The sequence below is a fragment of the Mycobacterium sp. NGS69 genome (assembly GCF_059812165.1).
On the sequence record NZ_JCALCD010000003.1, the window covers coordinates 627,326 to 650,176 of the forward strand.

18 protein-coding genes and 1 pseudogene are annotated in these 22,851 nt (G+C 69.7%); 12 read left to right on the forward strand and 7 right to left on the reverse strand.

From position 1 onward, the window contains the following. Nucleotides 1–47: 47 nt before the first annotated feature. The 6 genes from AC5Y2S_RS12360 to lipY all read left to right on the forward strand — a co-directional run bounded on the left by AC5Y2S_RS12360 (nucleotide 48) and on the right by lipY (nucleotide 8,240). The gene (locus AC5Y2S_RS12360; protein ID WP_499956419.1) at nucleotides 48–2,384 is read left to right on the forward strand and encodes a xanthine dehydrogenase family protein molybdopterin-binding subunit; all 2,337 of its coding nucleotides are present in this window, start codon (nucleotides 48–50) and stop codon (nucleotides 2,382–2,384) included. Further along, a complete protein-coding gene (locus AC5Y2S_RS12365; protein ID WP_499956420.1) occupies nucleotides 2,381–3,268 on the forward strand; it encodes an FAD binding domain-containing protein in 888 nt (295 codons plus the stop codon). Before AC5Y2S_RS12360 ends, AC5Y2S_RS12365 begins: the two co-directional genes overlap by 4 nt. Continuing rightward, nucleotides 3,261–3,746, forward strand: a complete 486-nt coding sequence (locus AC5Y2S_RS12370; RefSeq protein WP_499956421.1) for a (2Fe-2S)-binding protein — start codon at nucleotides 3,261–3,263, stop codon at nucleotides 3,744–3,746. Before AC5Y2S_RS12365 ends, AC5Y2S_RS12370 begins: the two co-directional genes overlap by 8 nt. 134 nt (nucleotides 3,747–3,880) lie before the next feature. Next, nucleotides 3,881–4,453 (forward strand): hypothetical protein, encoded by a 573-nt coding sequence (locus AC5Y2S_RS12375; RefSeq protein WP_499903288.1) that lies wholly within the window; start codon nucleotides 3,881–3,883, stop codon nucleotides 4,451–4,453. A 388-nt stretch (nucleotides 4,454–4,841) separates the two neighbouring features. Next, complete coding sequence (locus tag AC5Y2S_RS12380) at nucleotides 4,842–6,464, forward strand: hypothetical protein (protein ID WP_499956422.1); 1,623 nt, start codon at nucleotides 4,842–4,844, stop codon at nucleotides 6,462–6,464. 186 nt (nucleotides 6,465–6,650) lie between these two features. Further along, a complete protein-coding gene (gene lipY / locus AC5Y2S_RS12385) occupies nucleotides 6,651–8,240 on the forward strand; it encodes a triacylglycerol lipase LipY (protein WP_499956423.1) in 1,590 nt (529 codons plus the stop codon). Here the strand turns inward: lipY and AC5Y2S_RS12390 are convergent. Beyond that, nucleotides 8,237–8,560 (reverse strand): WhiB family transcriptional regulator, encoded by a 324-nt coding sequence (locus tag AC5Y2S_RS12390; RefSeq protein WP_499956424.1) that lies wholly within the window; start codon nucleotides 8,558–8,560, stop codon nucleotides 8,237–8,239. The two genes, lipY and AC5Y2S_RS12390, sit on opposite strands and share 4 nt — an antisense overlap. A 147-nt stretch (nucleotides 8,561–8,707) precedes the next feature. On the opposite strand from AC5Y2S_RS12390, the gene AC5Y2S_RS12395 reads away from it, so the two are divergent. From AC5Y2S_RS12395 to AC5Y2S_RS12410, 4 genes are all read left to right on the forward strand, one after another. Continuing rightward, nucleotides 8,708–9,361, forward strand: coding sequence for a response regulator (locus AC5Y2S_RS12395; RefSeq protein ID WP_499956425.1), 654 nt, complete (start codon nucleotides 8,708–8,710; stop codon nucleotides 9,359–9,361). Between the two features lies 1 nt (nucleotide 9,362). Next, the gene (locus tag AC5Y2S_RS12400; RefSeq protein ID WP_499956426.1) at nucleotides 9,363–10,550 is read left to right on the forward strand and encodes a sensor histidine kinase; all 1,188 of its coding nucleotides are present in this window, start codon (nucleotides 9,363–9,365) and stop codon (nucleotides 10,548–10,550) included. A 69-nt stretch (nucleotides 10,551–10,619) separates the two neighbouring features. Further along, nucleotides 10,620–11,150 (forward strand): hypothetical protein, encoded by a 531-nt coding sequence (locus AC5Y2S_RS12405; RefSeq protein WP_499956427.1) that lies wholly within the window; start codon nucleotides 10,620–10,622, stop codon nucleotides 11,148–11,150. Nucleotides 11,151–11,160: 10 nt separating this feature from the next. Beyond that, nucleotides 11,161–12,831 (forward strand): Hsp70 family protein, encoded by a 1,671-nt coding sequence (locus AC5Y2S_RS12410; protein WP_499956428.1) that lies wholly within the window; start codon nucleotides 11,161–11,163, stop codon nucleotides 12,829–12,831. Here AC5Y2S_RS12410 and iniC read toward each other — a convergent pair. From iniC to AC5Y2S_RS12425, 3 genes are all read right to left on the reverse strand, one after another. Beyond that, nucleotides 12,828–14,342, reverse strand: a complete 1,515-nt coding sequence (gene iniC, locus AC5Y2S_RS12415) for an isoniazid-induced dynamin-like GTPase IniC (protein ID WP_499956429.1) — start codon at nucleotides 14,340–14,342, stop codon at nucleotides 12,828–12,830. The genes AC5Y2S_RS12410 and iniC overlap by 4 nt on opposite strands. Beyond that, nucleotides 14,339–16,180: a dynamin family protein gene (locus AC5Y2S_RS12420; protein ID WP_499956430.1), complete on the reverse strand. Its 1,842-nt coding sequence runs from the start codon at nucleotides 16,178–16,180 to the stop codon at nucleotides 14,339–14,341. The genes iniC and AC5Y2S_RS12420 overlap by 4 nt, the downstream gene beginning before the upstream one ends. Before the next feature lie 105 nt (nucleotides 16,181–16,285). Then, complete coding sequence (locus AC5Y2S_RS12425; RefSeq protein ID WP_499956541.1) at nucleotides 16,286–17,194, reverse strand: hypothetical protein; 909 nt, start codon at nucleotides 17,192–17,194, stop codon at nucleotides 16,286–16,288. 6 nt (nucleotides 17,195–17,200) lie between these two features. On the opposite strand from AC5Y2S_RS12425, the gene AC5Y2S_RS12430 reads away from it, so the two are divergent. Further along, nucleotides 17,201–18,112 (forward strand): hypothetical protein, encoded by a 912-nt coding sequence (locus AC5Y2S_RS12430; protein WP_499956542.1) that lies wholly within the window; start codon nucleotides 17,201–17,203, stop codon nucleotides 18,110–18,112. Between the two features lie 92 nt (nucleotides 18,113–18,204). On the opposite strand, the gene AC5Y2S_RS12435 is transcribed toward AC5Y2S_RS12430, so the two are convergent. From AC5Y2S_RS12435 to AC5Y2S_RS12445, 3 genes and pseudogenes are all read right to left on the reverse strand, one after another. After that, a complete protein-coding gene (locus tag AC5Y2S_RS12435; RefSeq protein WP_499956543.1) occupies nucleotides 18,205–18,483 on the reverse strand; it encodes a hypothetical protein in 279 nt (92 codons plus the stop codon). 730 nt (nucleotides 18,484–19,213) lie between these two features. After that, nucleotides 19,214–19,426: pseudogene (locus tag AC5Y2S_RS12440) on the reverse strand (IniB N-terminal domain-containing protein); the annotation flags it as partial. 264 nt (nucleotides 19,427–19,690) lie between these two features. Beyond that, a complete protein-coding gene (locus tag AC5Y2S_RS12445) occupies nucleotides 19,691–20,230 on the reverse strand; it encodes an Rv0340 family IniB-related protein (protein WP_499956431.1) in 540 nt (179 codons plus the stop codon). Nucleotides 20,231–20,402: 172 nt separating this feature from the next. Here AC5Y2S_RS12445 and iniR point away from each other — a divergent pair, with 172 nt between their 5' ends. After that, nucleotides 20,403–22,784, forward strand: a complete 2,382-nt coding sequence (gene iniR, locus AC5Y2S_RS12450; protein WP_499956432.1) for an isoniazid response ATPase/transcriptional regulator IniR — start codon at nucleotides 20,403–20,405, stop codon at nucleotides 22,782–22,784. Nucleotides 22,785–22,851 lie beyond the last annotated feature (67 nt).

Here is a 22,851-nt window from a genome sequence, read left to right on the forward strand (position 1 = left end):
TATGATGGCATCGAGGTTCTCGTCAGGCGACAACCGGATGGAGCGCAATGACTCAAGAAGCGCAGGGGGCGACGGCCACGACCCCTCGATACGCCGGCACCCGGGTGCAGCGCGTGGAGGACCTCCGGCTGCTGACCGGCCGCGGCGGGTTCGTCGACGACATCTCGCGGCCCGGGATGCTGCACGCCTGCTTCGTGCGCAGCCCGTTCGCGCGCGCCACGATCAACGGCATCGACGCGTCGGCGGCGCTGGCGCTGCCCGGCGTGCGCGCGGTGTTCACCGCCGCCGACCTCAATCCCGACGTCAAAGAGGCGTGGCACGCCGTGGCGGGCAAGGACGTGCCGGACACCCCACGCCCGCCGCTGGCCGAGGGCGAGGTGAAATTCGTCGGCGACCCGGTCGCGCTGATCGTGGCCGAAAGCCGCTACATCGCCGAGGACGCGCTGGAACTGGTCGACGTCGACTACGAGCCGCTGCCCGCGATCACCGACCTCGCGCGCGCGCAGGCCTCCGATGTGCTGGTGCACGACGCCTACGCGCACAACGTCGCGGGCGGGATGGGCGGCGCGCCGCCGGACGAAGAGGTTTTCGCGGCGGCGGCGTGCGTGGTGAAAGAGAACATCTACCAACAGATTTACGCGCCGGTGCCGATCGAGACCCGCGGGCTGGTGGTCGAGTGGGAGGCCGCGTCCGAGGAGCTCACCCTGTGGGCGTCGACGCAGACCCCGCACGAGTTGCGGGCGTTCTGCGCGCGCCTGTTGGGCATTGCGGCGCAACGGGTTCGGGTCATCATGCGCGACACCGGTGGCGGCTTCGGCCAGAAGGTCGTCCCGATGCGCGAGGACATGTGCATCATGCTGGCCGCCCGCAAGGTGCCGGCGGCGCTGAAGTGGATCGAGGACCGGCGCGAGAACCTGATGTCGGCCGGCCAGGCCCGCCACGTCGACGGCACCGGCCGCATCGCGTTCGACGAAGACGGCAACATCGTCGCGGCCGACATCGACTTCGTCCAGGACGTCGGCGCCTACCCGACGCCGTACCCGGTGCTGACCACGGCCGCCATCGGCATGTTCTTCCCCGGGCCCTACCGGGTGCCCAAGGCCAGCTTCAACTACAAGACCGTGTTCACCAACACCAGCGGGCTGGCCGCCTATCGCGGCCCGTGGCAGTACGAGACGCTGGCGCGCGAAATCCTGCTCGACATCGCCGCGCGCAAGATGGGCATGGACCCGGTCGAACTGCGCCGGCGCAACCTGCTGCGCCGTGACGAGATGCCGTACTTCAACCCCAACGGAATGCCGTATGACCACGTCGCCCCCAGCGAGACGTTCGAGCAGGCGGTGAAACTCCTTGACCACGAAGGGTTTCGCAAGGAGCAGCGCGAGGCGCTGGCGCAGGGCCGCTACCTGGGTCTGGGGTTCTCGGCGTACATCGAGCCGACCGGCGCGGCGACGGGCCACCTGGCCACCGAGGGTTGCACCATCCGGATGGAGCCGACGGGCAAGATCAACGTCTACGTGAACGGCGGCTCCAGCGGAAACAGCTTGGAGACCACCGTCATTCAGCTGACCGCCGACGCGCTGGGGGCCGACATCGACGACGTCGCCACCATCCAGGGCGACACCGCGATCACCCCGTACGGGGCTGGGACGCAGGGCAGCCGCAGCGGCCCGATGACCGCCGGGGCCGTCGCGGAGGCCGGAACCATCCTGCGAGAAAAGATCGTCGCGCTGGCCGCGCACCAGCTGAAGGCGCCCGAATCCGAAGTCGTGCTGGCGAATTCGACCGCGGCCGTGCGGGGCGACCCGTCGAAGCAGGTGACGTTCGGCGAGCTGGCCTACCTTTCGTACTACTCGCCGCAGGCGCTGCCGCCGGAGATGTCGCCCGAGCTGGAGGCCACCGCCCGCTACGTCGCCAAGGCCCCGATCCTGTGGTCCAACGCGACCCACGCCTGCACCTGCGAGGTGGACGTGGCGACGGGCAAGGTCACGCTGCTGCGCTACATCGTCAGCGAGGACGTCGGACCGATGATCAACCCGAACATCGTGGAGGGCCAGATCGCCGGCGGGACGGTGCAGGGCATCGGCGGGGCGCTGATGGAGGACCTCGCCTACGACGACGACGGCAACCCGCTGGCAACGACATTCGTCGACTACCTGCTGCCGACGGCCACCGAGGTCCCGCCGATCGAATTCGGCCACGTCGAGATACCCGGCCCGGGGCCCGGCGGTTACAAGGGCGCCGGTGAGGGCGGGGCCATCGGCTCGGTGCCCGCGGTGATCAACGCGATCAACGACGCGCTCGCGCCGCTGGGCGTGGCGGTCACCCGGCTGCCCGCCAGCCCGGCGTCGATCGCGGCGCTGCTGAGCGAGGTGAACCGGTGAAGCCCGCGTCGTTCGATTACCACCGCCCCGACACCGTCGAGGACGCTGTCGCGCTGCTGTCCGAGCTGGGCGATGACGCGAAGATCATCGCCGGCGGCCAGAGCCTGGTCCCGATGCTGGCGATGCGGCTGGCCTACTTCGACCACCTCATCGACATTTCCCGGCTGGGCGAGCTGCGGGGCATCGAGCGCCGTGGCGACGAACTGTGGATCGGCGCCGGAACCACCGAGTCCACCGTCGGCTCGGATGCCCAAGTGCGCCAAGCTGTTCCGTTGCTGACCAAGGCGACCCCGTTCGTCGGGCACTTCCAGATCCGCAACCGCGGCACCCTCGGCGGGTCGATCGCCCACGCCGACGCCGCGGGCGAATACCCGGCGGCCGCGCTGGCGCTGGACGCGGTGATGGAGGTCCTCTCCCCGCGCGGACGGCGCGAGATCGCCGCCGCGGACTTCTTCGCCGGCCTGTGGGAGACCACTATGGAACCCGACGAGGTGCTGACCGTGGTCCGGTTCCCGGTGTGGAGCGGCAGGTCCGGGTTTTCCGTGCACGAATTCGCGCGCCGCCACGGCGATTTCGCGATCGCGGGCGCGCTGGTGGCCGTCCAGCTCGACGACGCCGACCGGGTGTCCCGCTGCGGGATCGGGCTGCTGGGCCTGGGCCCCACGGTCGGGCGCGCGACGGCGGCCGAGGCCGCGGTCCTCGGCAAGCCGATCGGCGAGCTAGTGCCCGAGGAGATCGGCCGGGCCGCGATGACCGGCCTCGACGAGGTGCCGACCGACCTGCAAGGGTCCGCGTCGTACCGCACCCAGGTGGGCGCCACCATGGTCGGGCGCGCCTGGACCCAAGCCATCGAGGAAGCAGTGGCGGGAGCAAGCAATGCGTGAACAACCGGTTCAGTTGTCGGTCAACGAGACTCCGATCGCGGCCAGCGTCGAACCGCGCATGACGCTGGCGGACTTCCTGCGGGAGCGGTGCGGGCTCACCGGCACCCACCTCGGCTGCGAACACGGCGCGTGCGGCGCGTGCACGGTGCTGGTGGACGGCGACGCCGTGCGCTCGTGCCTGATGTTCGCGGTCCAGGCGGACGGCACGGAGGTGACGACCGTCGAGGGCATCGCGTCGCCCGACGGCACCCTGTCGCCGGTGCAGGCCGCGCTGCGGGAGTGCCACGGGCTGCAATGCGGCTTCTGCACGCCGGGTTTCGTGACCACGCTGACCGCGTTGCTGCGCGACAACCCCAACCCCACCGACGACGAGATCCGCGAGGGCCTGTCTGGGAACTTCTGCCGCTGCACGGGCTACCAGGGCATCGTCGCCGCGGCCCGGCGGGCGGCCGAGATCGAGTCGGTCACGCACAGGTAAACCCGCGCCATCGGCTCTGCATCGATAACGGCCTGGTTGCAGTAACTTTCGCCGCGTCTTGCGTACTCTAAGCGCTGAAATCGAAGACTTTCGGGGAGCGGCGGGTGCAGTTATCGCAAAAGGCGCGGCGAAGGCTGGCCGGCGGCTCACTGCTGTTATCGGCCGTCCTGGCCGCACCCGCGGTGGTGTCGGGCTGCAGCACGCTCGTTGACGGCAAGCCGGTCGCCACCCCCGGGGCCGGGCCGACCGAGCCCACCTTCCCCACGCCGCGGCCGACCACGACGACGCCAGCGCCGACCAGCACCAGCCCGGCCCCGTCGACCAGCCCCACCGGGCCGTCCAGCCCGACCACGCCGCCGGCCGGGGTGATCCCGCTGCCGCCGGACCACAACGGCTACGTCTTCATCGAGACCAAGTCCGGCGTGACCCGTTGCCAGATCAACAAGGAGACCGTCGGCTGCGAGGCTCCGTTCACCAACTCCCCGCTGCAGGACGGTGAACACGCCAACGGTGTGAGCATCAGCGCCGGTGGCAACGTGCAGTGGGTGCTGGGCAACCTGGGCGCCATCCCGACCGTCACGATCGACTACAAGACCTATGCCGCGCAGGGCTGGACGATCGTCGCGACCGAGCAGGGCACCCGGTTCACCAACGACCGCACTAAGCACGGCATGTTCGTCAGCGTCGAGAAGGTCAACACGTTCTGAGCTGGCCGGCGGCGCACGGGAACTATTCCGAGATGGCGTTCGGTTTCGTTCGAGCCTGGTCGATTTGGTCGTATGCGTAGGCCACCATCGCGGCGGTGGTCATCGTCTCGCCCGTGCGGGCAAGCGATTCGTAGGTCGCCTCGCCGAGGACATCGCGCGAGGCGGTCGAGCAGTACCGCGAGAGTTGCCAGGGAGTGTTTCGATATCCGTTGTGGTCGACTGAGCGGGTAACGCATGCCCAGCGCCAATACATTTGGGTGAGAGCTCGGCAGCGAAGCAGAAAATCCCCGGTTTCAGAGTCTCCACGCCCGGTTATCCAGTAATAACTCTCAGCACCGCTCGCGCCAGGCCGATGCGGTCGACGCTACTGCGGGAGCGAGACGAAGCGATGACCGCCACCCAGCCGACCGCATTTGACCCGCCTACGACGAACATCCCTCGTTACTGGCCAGAACCGCGATTGCCGACCGGGGAAAAGACGCCCCTCGTCGCCGGTGCCACGATCGCGAACGGCCGGATTCGGCTACTGGTCTTCTACGGCGAATCGCCGCATCTCCAGTTCTGGCAAGCGGTTGACACGGCGACAGGACAACATCTGGCCGTCACGGTGGTCGACTCCGAGAACGCGCTGCCGACTGCTGCGACTGTCGACGCGATTCTTTCCGACACCCTAAGCCTGCGGGGAATCGACTCCCCGGGCTTGGCGAAAGTGATCGACGCCGGCCGCGATCATTGCGGCGGAGTAGTTGTTTGCGAGTGGATACGTGGTGCCACCTTGAAAGAAGTGGCCGATACGCACCCGTCGCCTCTCGGTGTCGCCGACGCCGTGTTATCCCTGGCCGAGACCGCCGACGTGGTGCACGGGGCCGGGTTGGTGTTGTCAATCGACCATCCCGACCGAATCCGGATCAGCGTTGACCGCCGCGTCGTGTTGGCTTTTCCGGCGACGATGCCGAATACCACGCCGCGAGATGACCTTCGAGGCATCGGCGCGGTGATGTACGGGTTGCTCGTCAACCGTTGGCCCTCGCAAGGCGAGGCCGCGATCAAGGATTGGGCGTGCGTCGCGGTTGATGGGCAAGGACGAATCCAAGAACCCGCCGTACTCGACTCACGAGTTCCATTCCTGATTTCGTCCACCGCCGCAGGGCTAGTGCGCGACGGCGACGGTATCCGGAGTGCTAAGACGATTATGACGTTGCTGCGCGAGGCTAGCGACGAAGCCGCGAGCTACGGGGCGCCCTCCGCCACTCGCGAACTGTTCGTACCTCTGGAGTCGGACCGCTATGCCAGCTTCCGCAATTTCGGGCCGCCCGAGAAGGCCGCATACGCTCGCCGTCAACTTTTGAAAACTTGTCTCGGGACGGCGGCGGCAGTCGCCCTCGTTGTGTTGATGACCTTCGCCAACACGATCAGTCGAATGGTCGACACCGTCGACACCGGCGGAACGATGAAAGTGGACAGGCTGGGGCTTCGGACGACGTCGCCGACACCATCGTCGAACCCTGCTGCGCCGGCGCCGCTCGCATCACCGCCACCTGGCGCTCAAACTCGAAAAGTAAAGCCGCTCAAAGCCTCAGTCTTTTCACCCGGCGGTTCACCAGATAGCCCAGACTCGGCCGGGCTGGCCATCGACGGTAATCCGGGCACAGCGTGGTCGACCGACGCCTACGTGGACCCCCAGCCCTTCCCCAAATTCAAGGACGGTGTCGGGCTGTTGTTGCAGCTGCCCGAGCCAACGTCGCTTAGTGGTGTCACCATCGACCTAGACAGCACCGGCACCGTGGCACAAATACGATCATCGCCGAGCGCGACACCCGCGAAGCTGACAGACACCGCCGAACTCAGCCCACCCACCCCGTTGAGACCTGGGGACAACATCATCCGCGTAAATTCCGCGGTCCCGACAACGTTCGTGCTGGTCTGGATAAGCACTCTCGGCACCGCTGGCGGGAAGAGCCGTTCCGACATTTCCGAGGTCACGCCTTATAGGGCAGTCCAGCCCAGATGATGCGCATAACCATGGCTGAGCGGGTCGACACGTTCTGAGCACGTGAGAGCGCGGGCGAAGTCGGTGGACTGAATTCGGTCCGCCGCGGGTACCCGTTCGCCACCCTGGGCGTTCCGGCGTGTGAGCGGATTGCAGGATGTACGTTGCTGCAGTGGGGTTGATCAGCGTTGATCGAGGGGAGCAGTAATGAGCTTTACGGTGTGGCCGCCCGAGGTGAATTCGATACTGCTGCTTGACGGCCCGGGTCCGGGGCCGATGCTGGAGGCGGCGGCGGCCTGGGACGGCGTCGGCTCCGAATTGAGTTCGGCGGCCACCGCGTTCAGCTCGTTAACCTCCGACCTCGCCGGCCAGGCGTGGCAGGGCCCGGCGTCGGCGTCCATGACGAGCGCGGCCGCCCGCTACGTGAACTGGCTGGGCGGGGCGGCCGCGCAAGCCGAGCAGTCGGCGGCCCAGGCCCGGGCGGCCGCCGTCGCGTACGAATCCGCGCTGGCGACCATCGTGGACCCCGGCATGATAACGGCCAATCGCGGCCAGCTGGTGTCGCTGGTGCTCTCGAACCTGTTCGGTCAGAACGCCCCGGCGATCGCGGCCGCCGAGGCCGAATACGAGCGGATGTGGGCCCAGGACGTCGCCGCGATGGGCGGGTATCACGCCAGCGCGTCGGCGACCGTCGCGCAATTGGGCTCGTGGGAGCAGGCGCTGGAAAGCCTGCCCGGTGAATTCGTCCAGGCAGTCGAAAGCGAATTCAACCATGTGGCCAACACGGTCTTCGGCACCATCTTCGGTGCGCCGGCGAATCCGCCGTTCTCGGCCACGCAAACGGGGACCTACACCGGCGGACCGTCGCTGGCCACCCGATTCGAAGAAGCCGCGCTGTACCCGGTGAAACCGCTGCTGGGCTTCTTCCCCGGGCTGGAAGCCCAGCTTTCGTCGCCCAGTTCCCCGTTCCTGCAGCTGTTCACGGGCGACAACCCGCTACTTGGGATAGGCCTGTCCAACACCCCGCCGCGGTTGCTGCCCTTGCTGCTCGGGGAAACGGTGCAGCACACCACCTATAACGGGATGCCCGTCGTGCAGATCACCCCGGCTCATCCCAACGGCGACTACGTGGTGGCCATCCACGGGGGCGCGTTCATCTTCGCGCCGTCGATCTTCCATTGGCTCGATTACACGGTGATGGCCTACCAGACCGGCGCGACCATCGAGGTGCCGATCTACCCGCTGCTGCAGCAGGGCGGCACCGCCGGCACGGTGGTGCCCAACATGGCCGGCTTCATCAACTCGCAGGTCGCCGCACACCCCGGGCATGTCAGTGTGACCGGCGACTCCGCCGGCGGCAACCTGGCACTTGCGGCCCTCGAATACACGTTGGCCCAGAATCCGAATGCCGCTATGCCAACCTCGATGGTCCTGCTGTCGCCGTGGCTGGATGTCACGTTCAGCAACCCGAACATCGCGTTCGTCCAGGACCCGCTGCTGCCTGTTGCGCCCGGGATACAGATCGGCAAGGAGTGGGCGGGCGGCCTTTCTACGACCAACCCCATGGTGAGCCCGCTGTACGGGAACCTCACCGGGCTCCCGCCGACGTATGTCTACACCGGCAACCTGGATTCGCTGTCCCCCGACGTGCTTGTCCTGCAGCACAACGCCACCCTGGCCAACGCCCCGTTCAACTTCGTGCTGGCCAACGGCCAGATTCACGACTGGATCATCCTCACCCTGGATGGTCCGCAGTACTGGGCGCAGATCGACCAGGAACTCGGCCTGGTCGCCTAGCCCGTCCTGCGGCGCTTACGCCGAGCGAGGAACTCCGACCAGGAGCCCACCTCCGGGTGCTGCCTGAGCAACGCCCGCCGCTGGCGCTCGGTCATGCCGCCCCACACGCCGAACTCCATGTGGTTATCGAGCGCGTCGGCGAGGCACTCGGCGGCAACCGGGCAGTGCCGGCAAATGGCGGCCGCTTTGCGTTGCGCCGCCCCGCGAACGAAGAGCTCGTCGGGATCGGTGGTGCGGCACAGCGCCTTCGACACCCATTCGAGCCGGGCGTCGGACACCCCTGCGACAGAGGCGATGGTTACATCCCTGATGTTGGACACGTGGATCCTTCTGTCGGTTCCACCCCCGCAATGACTATCCCGGGCCGGTTCAGCGATGTCTGTCCGCCGACGGGTCGGCGCGTGGGATGAATCGCGCGTCCCCCGATTGGGGGAAACCGCGGCAACCCGTGTGTGACACTGGGCGGCATGGTCGGCCGGGCAACGACCGGGAAAGTGCGTGTGGTCGTGGGCGACGATCACCCGCTGTTCCGCGACGGCGTGGTGCGCGCACTGACGTCGAGCGGCGAAGTGGACGTGGTGGCCGAGGCCGACGACGGTATCGCCGCCTTGGACCTGATCAAGACGCATCGTCCGGACGTCGCGCTGCTGGACTACCGGATGCCCGGGATGGACGGTGCGAAGGTAGCGGCCGCGGTACGGGGCGACGAGCTACCCACCCGGGTGCTGCTGTTGTCGGCGCACGACGAGTCGGCGATCGTCTTCCAGGCCCTGGCAGAGGGGGCCGCGGGATTCCTGCCCAAAGAATCGACGAAAACCGAGATCGTGAAGGGCGTGCTCGACTGCGCCGACGGCCGAGATGTCGTGCCCGCGGCGCTTGCCGCCGGTCTGGCCGGGGAGATCCGCCGCCGCGGCGAAGCCCAGGCCCCGGCGCTTAGCCCACGCGAGCGCGAGGTGCTGAATTTCATCGCCCAGGGCCTCAGCATTCCCGCGATCGCCGCGGAGCTGTATCTGGCGCCGTCCACGGTCAAGACCCACGTCCAGCGCCTGTACGAGAAACTCGGCGTCAGTGATCGCGCCGCGGCCGTCGCGGCTGCGATGCGGCGCGGGTTGCTGGAATAACATGGGCCGCTCACTGGCTCATCTGGTCGACTTCGTTGCGGCCGAGCCCGTCCGCTTGTCGGCGTTTCTGCGCTTGCCGCTGATCGGTTTGATCGTCCTGTTGGTCTCCGTGTGGGAGGTCGAGCACTGGTTGCCGCTGGCTTACGCGGTAATCCTCGGCGCCTACAGCGTGGCCGCGCTGGTGTGGGTAGTGGTGGTGCTGCGCGGACCGGTGCCACCGTGGGCCGGCTGGGTGTCGACGGGCATCGACGTGCTGACCGTGGTGGCGCTGTGCGTGGTTTCGGGTGGAGCCACCGTGGCGTTGCTACCGGTGTTCTTTCTGCTGCCCATTTCGGTGGCATTCCAGGATCGGCCCGCGCTGGCGGCCACGGTTGGAATCGCCACCGCCGTCGGGTATCTCGGTGTGTGGATCGTCTACTCCAAGCGTGACGACAGCGTCGAACTCCCCAGCGTGGTGTACACCCATTTCGGTTTGCTGTTGTGGTTGGCGGCCGCGATGACCGCCTTGTGCTATTTCCTGACTCGCGCCGCGGCTCGGGTGGCAGCACTGCTTGAGATGCGCCGCACACTTGTCACGGAGTCGATGCGCGCCGACGAGCGCAACGCCCGAGCACTGGCCGAGCACCTGCACGACGGACCGCTGCAAGATCTGCTGGCGGCGCGCCTCGAACTCGAGGAAGCCCGCGAGCGGTACACCGATGCGGGGCTGGAGGCCGCCTACCGGGCGGTGCAGGACACGGCGACCCAGCTGCGCGGCACCGTCACCGCGCTGCATCCGCAGGTGCTCACCGAAGTGGGCCTCACCGCCGCGCTGCGTGAGCTGATTCGCTCCTACGAGCACCGCGGGAACTTCGCCATCGAAGCCGATCTCGAAGAGGTCGGCCGGCCACGGTCGCAGTCCCTGCTTTACCGGGCGGCACGCGAACTGCTCGCCAACGTCAACAAGCACGCGCAGGCGAGCACCGTAAAGGTTCGCCTCGCCCGGGCGGGCGACGCCATAACGCTGAGCGTCGTGGACGACGGAATCGGCTTCGATCCGGCCATCCTGGATCGATGCGTAGCCGACGGGCACATCGGACTTGCCTCGCTCGCGGTCCGCATCGACGCGATGGGCGGATCGATGAGGATCACGTCGACAACGGGCGACGGAACGCGGGCTTCGGTGACCGCGCCCGCCGGAGCCGACTGAACACCGGCGAACGCCGTCTCGCCCGCGCGCCTGAGCTGGCCCGAAAGCGGTGTCAGTACCATCGGTGCCGTGGCATCCAACGGCCCACCGGACGACTTCCACAACCGGCGCACGCAGTATGCGAACTACGGCGCCCTGGGCGGGCCCCCGGCGGCGGGTGAACCGCCGCCCGACCAGCCGGAGCAACCCGAGGCGCTCGATCCCTTCGAACAGGAGCCCGAGCCCACCCCGTGGTACCGGAAACCCGTCGGGATCATCGCCTGGATTGTCGCGGTCCTGATCCTGCTCGCGCTGATCGTCTACGGGCTCATGGAGCTGATCCAGGGCGGCCAGGGCCCCAGCCCCAGCCCGAGCACCACGGGCAGCACCACCGCGACGACGACCACCACGACGACGATGACGCCGACGACCACCGAATCGTCGGCGCCGCCGCCCAGCAGCAGCGCCGGCGAGCCGCCGGCGCAACAGCCGACCCAGCAGCCCACCCACCAGCCGACCCAGCAACAGCCGACGCATCGGCACCACATGCCCCAGCTGCCGTCGGTGATCACCATTCCCGACGGGCCGGTGGTCACGCTGCCGCCGGGCCTCTCCCAGTGAAGTCCGCGTCGTGAGCGAGGCGCTCGGGCTGTCGATCGGCGCGGCCAACCTGGTCGCGGTCCGTTCGGGCGGCGCCCCGGTGGTCCGCAGTTCGGTCTTGACGCTGTTCGAGAACCGGCCCACCGAAATCGGCCTGCCCGAGGAAAACCCGAACCTGTCCGAATCCGGGCTGGTGCTGCGCGGCTTCGTCGAGCGGGTCGGGGACCGGGCTCCGCTGGTGGCGGCCGACGGGACGAAGTACCTCGGCGAGGTGCTGACGGTCGAGGCGATCGAAGCCATGGCGCGCACGGTCGGCTACGGCACGCCCGTCACCGTCGCGGTGCCCGCGTACTGGTCCGAGGCGCAGACCAACGCGCTGCGCGACGAGTTCTTCGCCCAGCCGGACCTGACCCGCGGCGGTGTGGCACCGGCCTTGATCCCCGACGCCACCGCCGCGCTGGCGACGCTGCGTGCCCACCCGGGGTTCCCGGCTGGCGTCGTCGCGGTGTGCGATTTCGGCGCCAGCGGCACCAGCGTCACGTTGATCAACGCGGGGTCGGCCCTTGCGCAGATCGGTGCGTCGGTGCGCTACACCGACTTCTCCGGCGACGGGATCGATCAGCTCATCCTCGACTACGTGCGCTCGGGCGGCTCCGACGCCACCAGCACCGACCTGGCCGCCACCGCGCGCATCGGCGCGCAGGCGCGCCAGCTCGCCGAATGCCGCCGCGCCAAGGAGCAGCTGTCGAGCACCACCACCACCTCCGCCGGCGACGTCCGCCTTTCCCGCGCCGAACTCGAACAGCTCATCTCGCAACCGCTGGACGGATTCGTCAGCACCGTGGAAGACACGTTGCAGCGCAACGGGATTCAACGATCCAACCTGGCGGCCGTCGCGGCCGTCGGTGGGGGCGCCGGCATCCCGCTGATCGCCGCGCGCCTGTCGGACCGCCTGCGGGTGCCCATCCACACCGCGCCGCAGCCCGCGTTCGCCGCCGCCGTCGGTGCCGCGGTCCTGGGCCAGCAGCAGGCCGCGGCGGGCCTCGCGACCGCCGCGAGTCCCGTCGTCGAAAACCCGACCGAACTGGTCGAGACCGCCAAGGTCGTCGACGGCGGCCCCGCCCTGGCGTGGTCGGCGGACGCCGACGACTCCGCCGAGCCGGTGCCTTATGTCGGTCCCGACATGACCGGCGAATACGGCCGGGAGCCAACGGAATTGGGCGACGCCGACAGCCGCCGCGCGGCCGCCGCGACCGCGACGCTGCCGTGGTACAAGCGCACCGCGCTGGTGTTGAGCGTCGTCGGCGCGGCCGCGGCCGTGCTGCTCGCGGTGGTGTTGGCGCTGACCCTGGGCCACCCGAAAACCACTCCGACCAACAACACCCCGCCCACCGAACCGGCACCGCCGCAGACGTCGCAAACGGAGACGATCACGGAGCCCAACGGCACCACCACCGTGACGGTGCTCCCGCCGCCGCCCGCGCCGTCGTCGTCGACGACGACCCAGCCGCCGACGACCACGACCACGACCACGACCACGACCAGCAGCCCGCCGCCCAGCACAACGACGACGGCGCCGACCACCACGAGCGCCCAGCCGACCACGACATCGCAGGCGACCACCACCGCGGCCCCGACGACGACCCGGCAACGGCCGCTGCCGCTGCCGCTGCCCCTGCCGCAACCGCCGTTCGGGCGTTAGCCCGGTTGGGCATTGGACGCGTCGTAACCGCGCGCGGCGAAATCCGCCACCATCGCCTCGGCGCTGCGCACACCGGCGCGGCACGCCTGCGTGGTGAACGTGTCGTTGAGGGGGTGCTCGGCGCGGCGGCGCCAGCGTTGGGCCGCGGCGAAGGCGGCCCGCGGGCCCTCCGGGCCGTGCAGGTCCTCGGGGGGTAGGCCCAACCTGCTGGCCGGGTCCGTGCCCCACCCGCCAATGATGCGGCGCAGCGAAGCGAGCTCGTCGTCGTTCAATGTCGTTGGACGTGAATGCAATTGGCTCAGCAGGCGAAGTTCCTCGAAGGCGTGGGTGTCTGCCAGCAAGGGGTCGATGTCGGCGATGACGTAGGGCGTCGCCACGATCGGAAAGGCCTGGACGAATCGGCGCAGTGACACCAGGGCGGTGTGGGCCTTGAGCATGTCGGAGCGTTGCGCGAATTGTTGGTCGATGACGCGCCGCAGCGCGACCAGCCCGCTGCGCTCCAGCAGTTCGTCGGCCAGCCCCGCCGCGTCGGTGACCCCGGCGGCCAGCACGGCGATCGAAATACGGATGCCGAACATGCCGAACCGCTCCAACAACTGAGCGCGGGTGGCCGCATCGACGGGCAACTGGCTGTCGGCCCGCACGAATCGGTCCGCGCTCAGCATGGCCTTGCTGAGCGTGGCGCTATCGACTCCCGCGAGCTTGCGCAGCGCCGCGAACTCGCTCTGGCGCAACGTGCGTGCCGTCAGCGCGAGCAGGCCGGACACCGGAACCACCGCCTGGCAGATGCCGGTCTCATTCATCTCGCGGGTGAACCGTTTGGCCACGTCGGCCGCCGACAGCATCGCGTCGATGCGGCCGGCGCCGATCTCGTCGGCCCGCGACGCGACGCCGATGATGCCGAGCGCCCCGGCCGAGCCGCCGACGAGTCGACCGATCTGCTTGAGCAGCGCAACGTCCGCCGCGTTGAGGGTGCGCAACAGGAACACCACCGCGTCCACCCGTGGCACCCCGTCGGGCGGTATCAACAGCTGCAGCGTTCGCTCGGAGGCCTCACGCGTCAGCGACGACGTCCCCGGGGTGTCGACGATGGTGGTGTCGGTCAATTCTTCCGCGGGCCATTCGACGTCCAGGTCGACCACGTCCGCGGGGTTGAGCGCCGCGAAGTCGAAGGTCAGGCCCGCACTGCGGTTGATCGGAACGTTTGCGCGCCGCCCGCCCCAATGGTTGGCGGTGACCTTCGGGGTCGGGCCGTGCCGGAACCACGTCACGATCCGGGTGGCCTCCGTGGCGTCCGTCGGGGCGATGTCCTCTCCCACCAAAGCGTTTACCAGAGTCGACTTTCCGGCCTTGAGCGTGCCGGCCAGCGCGATGCGGATGGGCTCGTTCAGGCGCGCGCCGATGCGCTCCAATTCGTAGAAGACGTCGGGACGTTGGCGATACTCCGGTTCGGCCCGGTAGGCCTGGATTGTTCCGCCGAGGATCGCGCGGACCTGATCGCTCGTGCTCACGAACGTCCCACGGCCATCGGCGGTGTCAGCTTGCCCACGTTGTCGATCACCTGCTCGAGGATGTTCAACTGCCGCTCCAGCTCACGAATCTGGGTGTCGCGCTCGGCTTCTTCGATGTGCGCTGCGGTGATCGTGGCTTGCAGCGATTCGTTGATCGAGCGGGTGACCTCGTTGGCGATGTCGCGGTAGTGGTCGCGCAGCGTGCGCTGGATCGCCATGAGTCGATCGCGAGATTCCTTGCCCACCACGAAAGATACGTCGTCGACGAAGCGGCGCACGTTCGTCTTGGCCTCGGCGCGCGCCCGCAACAGCCGGTGTTCCTTGTCCTCCTTGTACGCCATGCGGCCAAGCAGCAGCCCTGCTCCCACGGACAGCGGGTTGAACAGGCCCAGCCCGGCAACCGACGACAGCATGCCGATCATCACCACACCGCCGTAGGAGCCCCGCAATCCGGTGACGACCTTCTGTCCCTTCCCGGCCGGCTTGGATTCCAGCTCCGCCAGCGACTTGAGCCGGCCGAAGTCGCCGCCCATCAGGCGTCCCGTCAGCTCCGGCGACATGACCGAGTCCAGGCCCGCATCGGCGAACGAGCGCGCCACGTTCTCGGCCAACGCCTCGGCCCGCCGGTATGCCCACACGAAGTTGTCCCCGACTGCGGTGGCGACCGCCTCCTCCACGTCGCTGCCGATTTCGGCCCAATGCCGCGTCGGGTCGCACGAATCGATCTGGCGCTCAATGTCTTCGGTGATCGCGCGGAAGCGCGCCCGCATGTCGTGATCGGCATCGGCGAACAGGTCGGTAAATCCGTCGTTGAGCACCTGCTGCCACATCGCCGACTGGTTCAGGGCGTTCTGGGCCTCCCACTTGCGCCGCTCGAGGTCGTCGGCGAGGCGGTCGCGCAGGTCCGGGTCGTCGATGACGGTCAGCTCCGACCCGACCGACATCGCCAGATGCTGAGCGGCCGAACGAATCTCGGACAAGATCTGATCTCGGACGCGATCGGTCTGGCGGGAGAGCACTTTTTCGCTGAGGAACTTGACGATCGACGGGAAGTTGGATTCGTCGTTGAGTTCCTTGTCGTTGAGCGTGACGGCGTGACTGCGCAACAGGGACGAGACCGGCAGGATCGGGATCGGCACCCCCGCGCGCTGCAGGTGCGCCGCGTTGACGTTGACGATGTCGCGCCAGTGCGGGTAGAGGTCCGTCTTGGTCGCCACCAGCACCGCGACCGGGCAGATCTGATACGCCTGGCGGATGAACCGCATTTCCGGTTCGGTCAATTCCTGACTGGTGTCGCTGACCATGAACAGGGCGTCGGCGTCCGGCAGCAACCCGAGCGTCGCCGACAGGTGCGGCTGCCCGTGGCCGCCCACGCCGGGGGTGTCGACGAAGGCAAGCCCGCCCTGCAGCAGCGGGCTGGGCGCCCCGATCTCGACGCGCAGCACTTCGCGGCCGCCGGCCTGCGGCGCGCGGCGCAGGTTGGTGTTGAGGTCGTCGACCGAAATCTCGATGCGTGCGGGCTCGCCGTTGGGACCCGCGGCGACAACCAGCCGCGCCGACGGCGGCTCGCCATAGCCGACGACGGTGATCACCACGGTGGCCTCGTCGTCGCCGACTCGGGCCACCGGCAGATTCAGCAGCGAGTTGAGCAGTTGGCTCTTGCCCTGTTTGAGCTGACCCGCGATCACCACACGGATCTGCGGATCGAGGATGCGCTCCCGGGCCCGGGTGAGCCGCTGCACGAGGTCACCGCGATTGTTGAGCTCGGCGATGGCGGCGGTGTGGTCGATCAATTCGACGATGACGCCGACCCGCCGAGGGTCATCCGGTTGGGTCACCCGTGTTGCCCCACTTTCTCGCTGCGATGCACTGAGATCACGGTATGCGTGAAGCGGCGGCGGGGACCAAACAAGGTCCCCGCCGTCGCCCTTTGTCCCGCAGTGTTACCCGTGTGGCCCGACCGGATGCGCCGACGGCGCCGGGTGCGGGACCGGCGCCGGAGCGTGCACCGGTGCCGGGTCGTGCGGCGTGCCCTGGAACACCGACGGGCTGTGCGGCGCAGGGGCCGGCGAGTGCTCGACGGGTGCCGGCGCGTGCTGGACCGGCGCCGGTGCGTGCTGGACCGGGGCCGGTGCGTGCTGGACTGGCGCGGGCGCATGGTCGACCGGGGCCGGCGAGTGGGGCGGCTGCTGGATGACGGGCGTGTGAGCCGGCTGCTGCGCGGGCTGCTGGATGACCGGTGTGTGAGCCGGCGCCTGCGCCGGCTGCTGGATGACCGGGGAGCCGGTGCCGCCGTGGTTGACCGGATCACCGGCGCCCGGGCTCTGGATCACCGAGCCGGGGTTCGATGGAGGCGTCGCATGGCCGCCGACCGTGCCACCGCCCTGAATGGCCGGGCCTTGCGCGGTAGGGGCGACCGGGGCGTGCTGGGCCGGGACGCCGCCGGCATTGAGGGGACCGCCACCGCCGAGCGTCGCACCTTCCTGGCCGAGGATCTGACCGTGGCCGGCGCCGCCGGGGCCACCGGCCAAGACGCCACCACCAGTCACCGTGCCGCCGGCAGCGGCGGCGGGCCCGTCGGCGATTCCGGGCGCCACGGCGCCGGCGCCGGCGTGTCCGCCCAAGCCCGCCCCACCGGCGATGGCGGGAGCCGCCGCCTGGGGAGTCGGGTGGCTGCCCAGCGCGGCGCTGTCGCCGCTCATGATGGCGCTGCTGCGCTCAGCGCCGATGCCCAATCCAGCGCCGCCCGCCGCGCTGGCGCCCGCCTGACCGCCGACCCCGACGCCGGCCAGCGGACCCGAAACATGCGGTGTCGCAGCACCATTCAGCGCGGCACCTTCGCTGGCAATCAATCCCGCTTGACCAGTCGCGCCGCCGACGAGCGCGACGTTGGCGCCAACGTTGCCGGCACCGGCCAGCCCCCCGCCGGCTGCAAGACCGGCCTGGCCGCTAAGACCCGCTTGCCCCGCAAGACCCGCCTGGCTCGCGAGACTGGCTTGGCTGGCGAGACTAGCTTGGCTGGCGAGACCGGCCTGGCCGACAAGACCCGCTTGGCCCGCAAGACCGGCTTGGCTGGCGAGACCCGCCTGACCCGCAAGACCCGCCTGACCCGCAAGACCCGCCTGACCCGCAAGACCGGCTTGGCTGGCGAGACCCGCCTGGCCCGCAAGACCGGCCTGGCCGCCGAGCCCGCCGGCGGCAGCACCGCCAAAGCCGCCACCCGCCTGGCCACCCGCGCCGAACGCGCCGCCGGCACCAAGGCCACCTTGGCCGGCGAGTGCGGCCTGGCCACCGAGCCCGGCATCCGCGCCCAAACCAGCCTGGCCTCCGGCGCCCACACCGAAGCCACCGCCCGCTTGTCCGCCGAGGCCAACACCTGCTTGGCCACCGGCGCCACCGGCGAAGCCGCCACCCGCCTGGCCGCTAGCACCGAATCCTGCGGCGGCCCGGCCGCCGACCCCACCTGCTGCCTGGCCACCGACCCCCGCTTGAGCGCCGAGACCGGCGCCACCAGCCAAACCAGCGTTGCCAGCCAAACCAGCGTTGCCAGCCAAACCAGCGTTGCCAGCCAACCCGGCACCACCACTGAGCCCGGCACCACCAGCAAGACCGGCACCGCCAACCAAACCAGCGTTCCCAGCCAACCCGGCACCGCCAGCCAAACCAGCGTTCCCAGCCAACCCGGCACCACCGCCAAACCCGGCTCCACCAGCCAACCCAGCGCCGCCGCTCAGCCCGGCCGCACCGCCAAGGCCAGCAGCGCCGTTTAGTCCGGCTGCACCGCCGAGACCCACCTCACCGCCAAGCCCGGCACCCCCAGCAAGACCAGCACCACCACCGAAGCCGGCTTCGCTGGCGAGACCTACACCGCCACGCAGGCCAGCGGTAGCGCCCAATCCGACGCCGCCGCCAACGCCGGCTTCACCACCAAGTCCAGCCTGGCCCGCAAGTGCGACACCGCCGCCGAGACCGGCGCGAGAGCCGAGTCCCGCCTCAGCCCCGAGGCCCGCGACACCGCCGAGGCCAAAACCGCCCCCGACGCCCACACCGGCCCCAGCGCCGAGTCCCAAGCCGCCCCCGAAGCCCGCCTGGCCGCCCAAACCGATACCGGTCTGAGCACCCAGACCAGCCCCGATCCCAAGACCCAAGCCTGCACCGATCTGAGCACCCACACTCGCCTGGCCGCCCAACGCAAACCCGGTCTGACCGCCCACACCGGCCCCAAAGCCAAGGCCCAAGCCAGCACCGATCTCGGCGCCCAAGCCCGCTCCACCGCCAACACCGAAACCAAGATTCAGGCCGGCGCTGACCTCGGCGCCGATCCCTGCACCGAACCCGCCGCCGAGCTGCTCGCCGACGAGGCCACCGGGTCCGAATCCACCCCAACCCGGTTCGCCTCCGGTCCCCCAGCCCGGTCCGGGCTCACCCCAACCAGGGTGGGGACCGCCCCAACCGGGCCCCGGCTCACCCCAACCGGCGTGGGGGCCGCCCCAACCGTGCCGGAACTCACCCCAACGAGGCCCGAAGTCACCCCAACCGGGTTGGAAGGCACCCCAGCCGGGTCCGAAGCCGCCGCCGAGCTCACCGGTGCCGGGTCCGAATCCGCCCCAGCCGGGCTGCCAACCGAACCCGCCCCCGGAGCCGACGAACCCGGCGTCGGCGGCGTTCCACAGCCCAGCGTCGAAGGCGTCGACCAGCCCTGCGCCCAAGCCGCCCACGACGGAGCCGCCGTCGACCAGGGCAGCGTCGGCGCCGTACACGGCGGGGGCAACGGCGTCGCCCACGAGTGCGGCGCCGTCGTCGGCAACCGCAGAAACCAGGCTCGGCGCATAGCCGCCGTAGGGCTCATATCCCCCGTAGGCCGGCGCGTAGGCGTACTGGTCGGTCAGGACTTGCTGCAAGCCACCGACCGGATCGCCGCCGAGGTCCACACCGGGCATCGCGCTGGCCGCGGCCATCGCGAACTGCTGAGGTGTCGCGTTGATGCCCGCCAGGGTCATTGCCTGTTGTGGGCCGTCAAGAAAGGCTTGGGCCGCGTCGGGACTGGTGAACAGCCCCAGGATGTACCGGATCAGCGCGTCCATGTCGATTCCCCTCGATCTCGAAGACTTCGCCGGCCGACCGGCGTTTCGATATACACGCTATGGATTTCCGACCGGCGCGGAATCGGGGCCCGATCCCCCAGCCGCGCGAGCACCCATAGGGATCGAGGCGGTCCCCCCATTAGGGGATTAGGGGGATCCGTTGCTCACGCAACGGCCCACGCCCAAGGCGTCTGTTGCGCCGCATTTGTGCACGTCAATGGATTGCATCGGCTGATTCTCGGCCCGCCGACAACGAGGCGTGAATCAGCCGTGGATCCCGAAGCCGTGATGGTCGGGGTCGCCGGGATGCGGGTGGGCGGCGGGGTGGTCCCAGGCGCTCACGTCGTCGGCCGGGAACAGCCCGTGATCGACCGTATTGCCGGGCGTTTCCAGGCCGGTGAGCAGCACCGATGGCTCGTGCGGGTCGAGACCGACCGGATGTGGATCGGTGGGGGCCTCGGGCACTGCGGGCGTCGCCGGTTGGGTGATCACGCCGCCCGCAGGACCGTGCGGCTGGACGACCGCGGCGGGGGCGTGCGGCGTGAACGCATCGAGCGCGGCCGCGGCGGCGCCGCTTGCCCAAACGTTGCCGTGCTCGGCGATCGGCGCTCCCGAAAGGGAACCGGCGGGCTGGGCCATCGACACCGAGTCGGACACCACCGGGATCAGATTGTTGACATCCGCACTGGTCACACCCGTAAGATGCGCGTCTGCGATCGCCTGCGCCGGGTTGGCGCTGTAGCGCGCCGCGGCGTCGGGATCGCGCACCAGCGAGATCACGAAGTCGAGCAACGAGTTTGCCATGGCGCACCTCCCTGCCGCGGTGAGTCCTTCTGCCGGGCCTTCCGGCCGGATACCAAGAGCGTATCGGCCGCGGCCCCCGCGGTGATCGGTGCGAAACCCGCCTCCCGTAGGGCAGTATTAGGGGGTGCGTCGTTAGGGGAAATGCGGGATCGGATGGAAGGGGGCCGGCGCGATGAGCGAGTCCCCCGTGGACGTCCCACCGGAGGTGCGCGACGCGCTTCGGGTCCTCGCCGACGCCGCGACGACGCCGGTGAAGCTCCTGATCAGCGGCGGCATCGGCACGGGCAAGAGCACTGCTCTTGCCGCCGTCCGCCGCAAACTGCGGGATACCGGGCTCACGGTGCTGGCGCGCCCACCGCGCGCCGGCGACCCGCCGGACGCGACGCTGGTTGTCGACGATGCCCACTTGCTGACCGACGCCGAGCGGCAGACCCTCCTCGAGCGGTTGGCCGACGACGCGACGGTTGTGGTGGCCGCCGAGCCGTGGGACCGGCTGCGGGACGTGGCCCTGGCCATCGAACGGGACGGACGACACATATCCCTCGGCCCACTGCCCGTCGCCGAGCACCTGCTGGAGTGCACCGCCGGAATCCCCTTCCTGGTGCGCGCGGTCACCGACGGGGCGCGGGCCCCAGCACAGGCGGCCACGTATGCGCTGATCGACCGGTTGCGCCGACTCGACGAGCTCACCCTGGACACCCTCCTCATCACGTCGCTGACCCCCGGCTTCGGGGCTGCGGATGTGGCCGCGGCACTGGGGATTTCGATGACACAGGCAAACCAACTCGTCGATCGGGCGCGGGCGAGCGGGCTCGTCGAACCCTCACACGACCCGGGATTCCGGCAGCTGGTTCACGGCGCGGTCGCCCAGCTCGTCGGCAACACGCACCACCGTGAGGTCGAAACCTCGCTCGTGCGTACGCAATTGGACATGTCGACGGTGTCGGCGGCCCTCGCACTCCAACTCGCCGAACACGGCCTCACCGACGACCGGTTGGCGGCCATGCTCGTTCGGCAGGCCGAAGCCGCGCCGGCGGATCCCGTCGGCGCCGCAAGGCTGTACCGCGCGGCGGCGGCCGCCGGTGCCGACGGCGTCGCGCCGCGAATCGCCGGCGCGCTGGCCCGCACCGGAGACTGCGCGTCGGCGGCGGCGCTGGCCGACGGCCTGCTCGCCTCGCCGGATCCCGCCGAACGCGCGGCGGCGGTGCGCATCGCCGCCAGCATCGCCGTCCATGACGGCAAGGCGAGCCAGGCGGCCGAACTGTTCGCCTGGCTTGGCCCGCAGCCCGACGCCGTCGTCGGCGGCGCCGCGGCGCTCGTGCACATCGCGACGGGTGATCTCGCCGCAGCGCGCGCCGCCCTACGCCCCAACGACACCGGCCCGCCGACCATGGCCGCACGCAGCGCGCGCGGTCTCGCCGAAGGGCTGCTGGCGACCATGGATCGCCCGTATCCGGTGGCGATCGCGCAGCTCGGCCAGGCGTTTCCCGCCGGACAACCACCGACCGAGGTGATGCCCGACAGCCCCGCCGCGCTCGTCGCGCTGGCCGCCATCCACGGCGGCGATCCGGTGCGCGCCCGCAGCGTCATCGCCCGCGCCGAGGGCGACGCGCTGTTCGGGCATCGGCACGCGTTGCTGTCGGGCTGGCTCAAGATGCAGGACGGGCAGCTGCCGGCGGCGGGCGAGGACGCGGCCGGGTTGCATCGGCGCGACGCGCTGTGGGCGGCGGCATTGCAGACCGCGATCGCGCGGCGCAGCGGCGACGCGGGTGCGCTGCAAAAACATTGGTATGAGGCCATGGAGGTGCTCGCGGAGTACTCGGTCGACCTGTTCGCGCTGCTGCCGCTGGGGGAATTGTGGGTGGCGGCAGCCCGGATGCGACAGGTCGAACGGCTGCGGCATCCCCTGGATCAGGCGTTCGGGCTGCTCGACGCCCTGGGCAACCCGGCGTTGTGGTCCGCGCCCCTGCATTGGGCCGGTGTGCACGCGGGAATCCTCGCCAACTCACCGGAGCTGGTCGCGCCGCACGGGCAGGCCCTCGGCGCCGCCGCCGGCGAGAGCACCATGGCACGCGCGCTGTCCGCGGCCGGCCGCACCTGGCTGCGGGTGCTCGCCGATCAGGTCGACGTCGACGAGGTCACCGCCGCGGCTCGAGCGTTGTCGAGCGTCGGGCTGACCTCCGACGCCACCCGGCTCGCCGGTCAGGCCGCCCTGCAGGCACCCGACGGGCGGGTGTCCGGTGCCATGCTGCAACTGGCCCGAGACCTCAAGGTGGGCAGCGGGATCGGGGAGGCTCCCGTCGTCGCGGAGCCGGAGGACGCTGGCCGTTCCGCGCCACACCACCCGCCGTCGGGCTCGGCCCTGTCTCAGCGCGAACGCGAAGTCGCCGAACTTCTCCTGTTGGGCATGCCGTATCGCGACATCGGGGGCCGACTGTTCATCTCGGCAAAGACGGTCGAGCATCATGTGGCGCGGATCCGGCGTCGCCTCGGCGCGGACTCGCGCTCGGAGATGCTGTCCATGCTGCGAACGATGCTGGCCCCCGAGGGCTGAACCGCAGGCCACAGGCGCCGCGAAGCGCTGACTTAGGGCAGCCTATCTCGCACCGAAAGCCACCCAG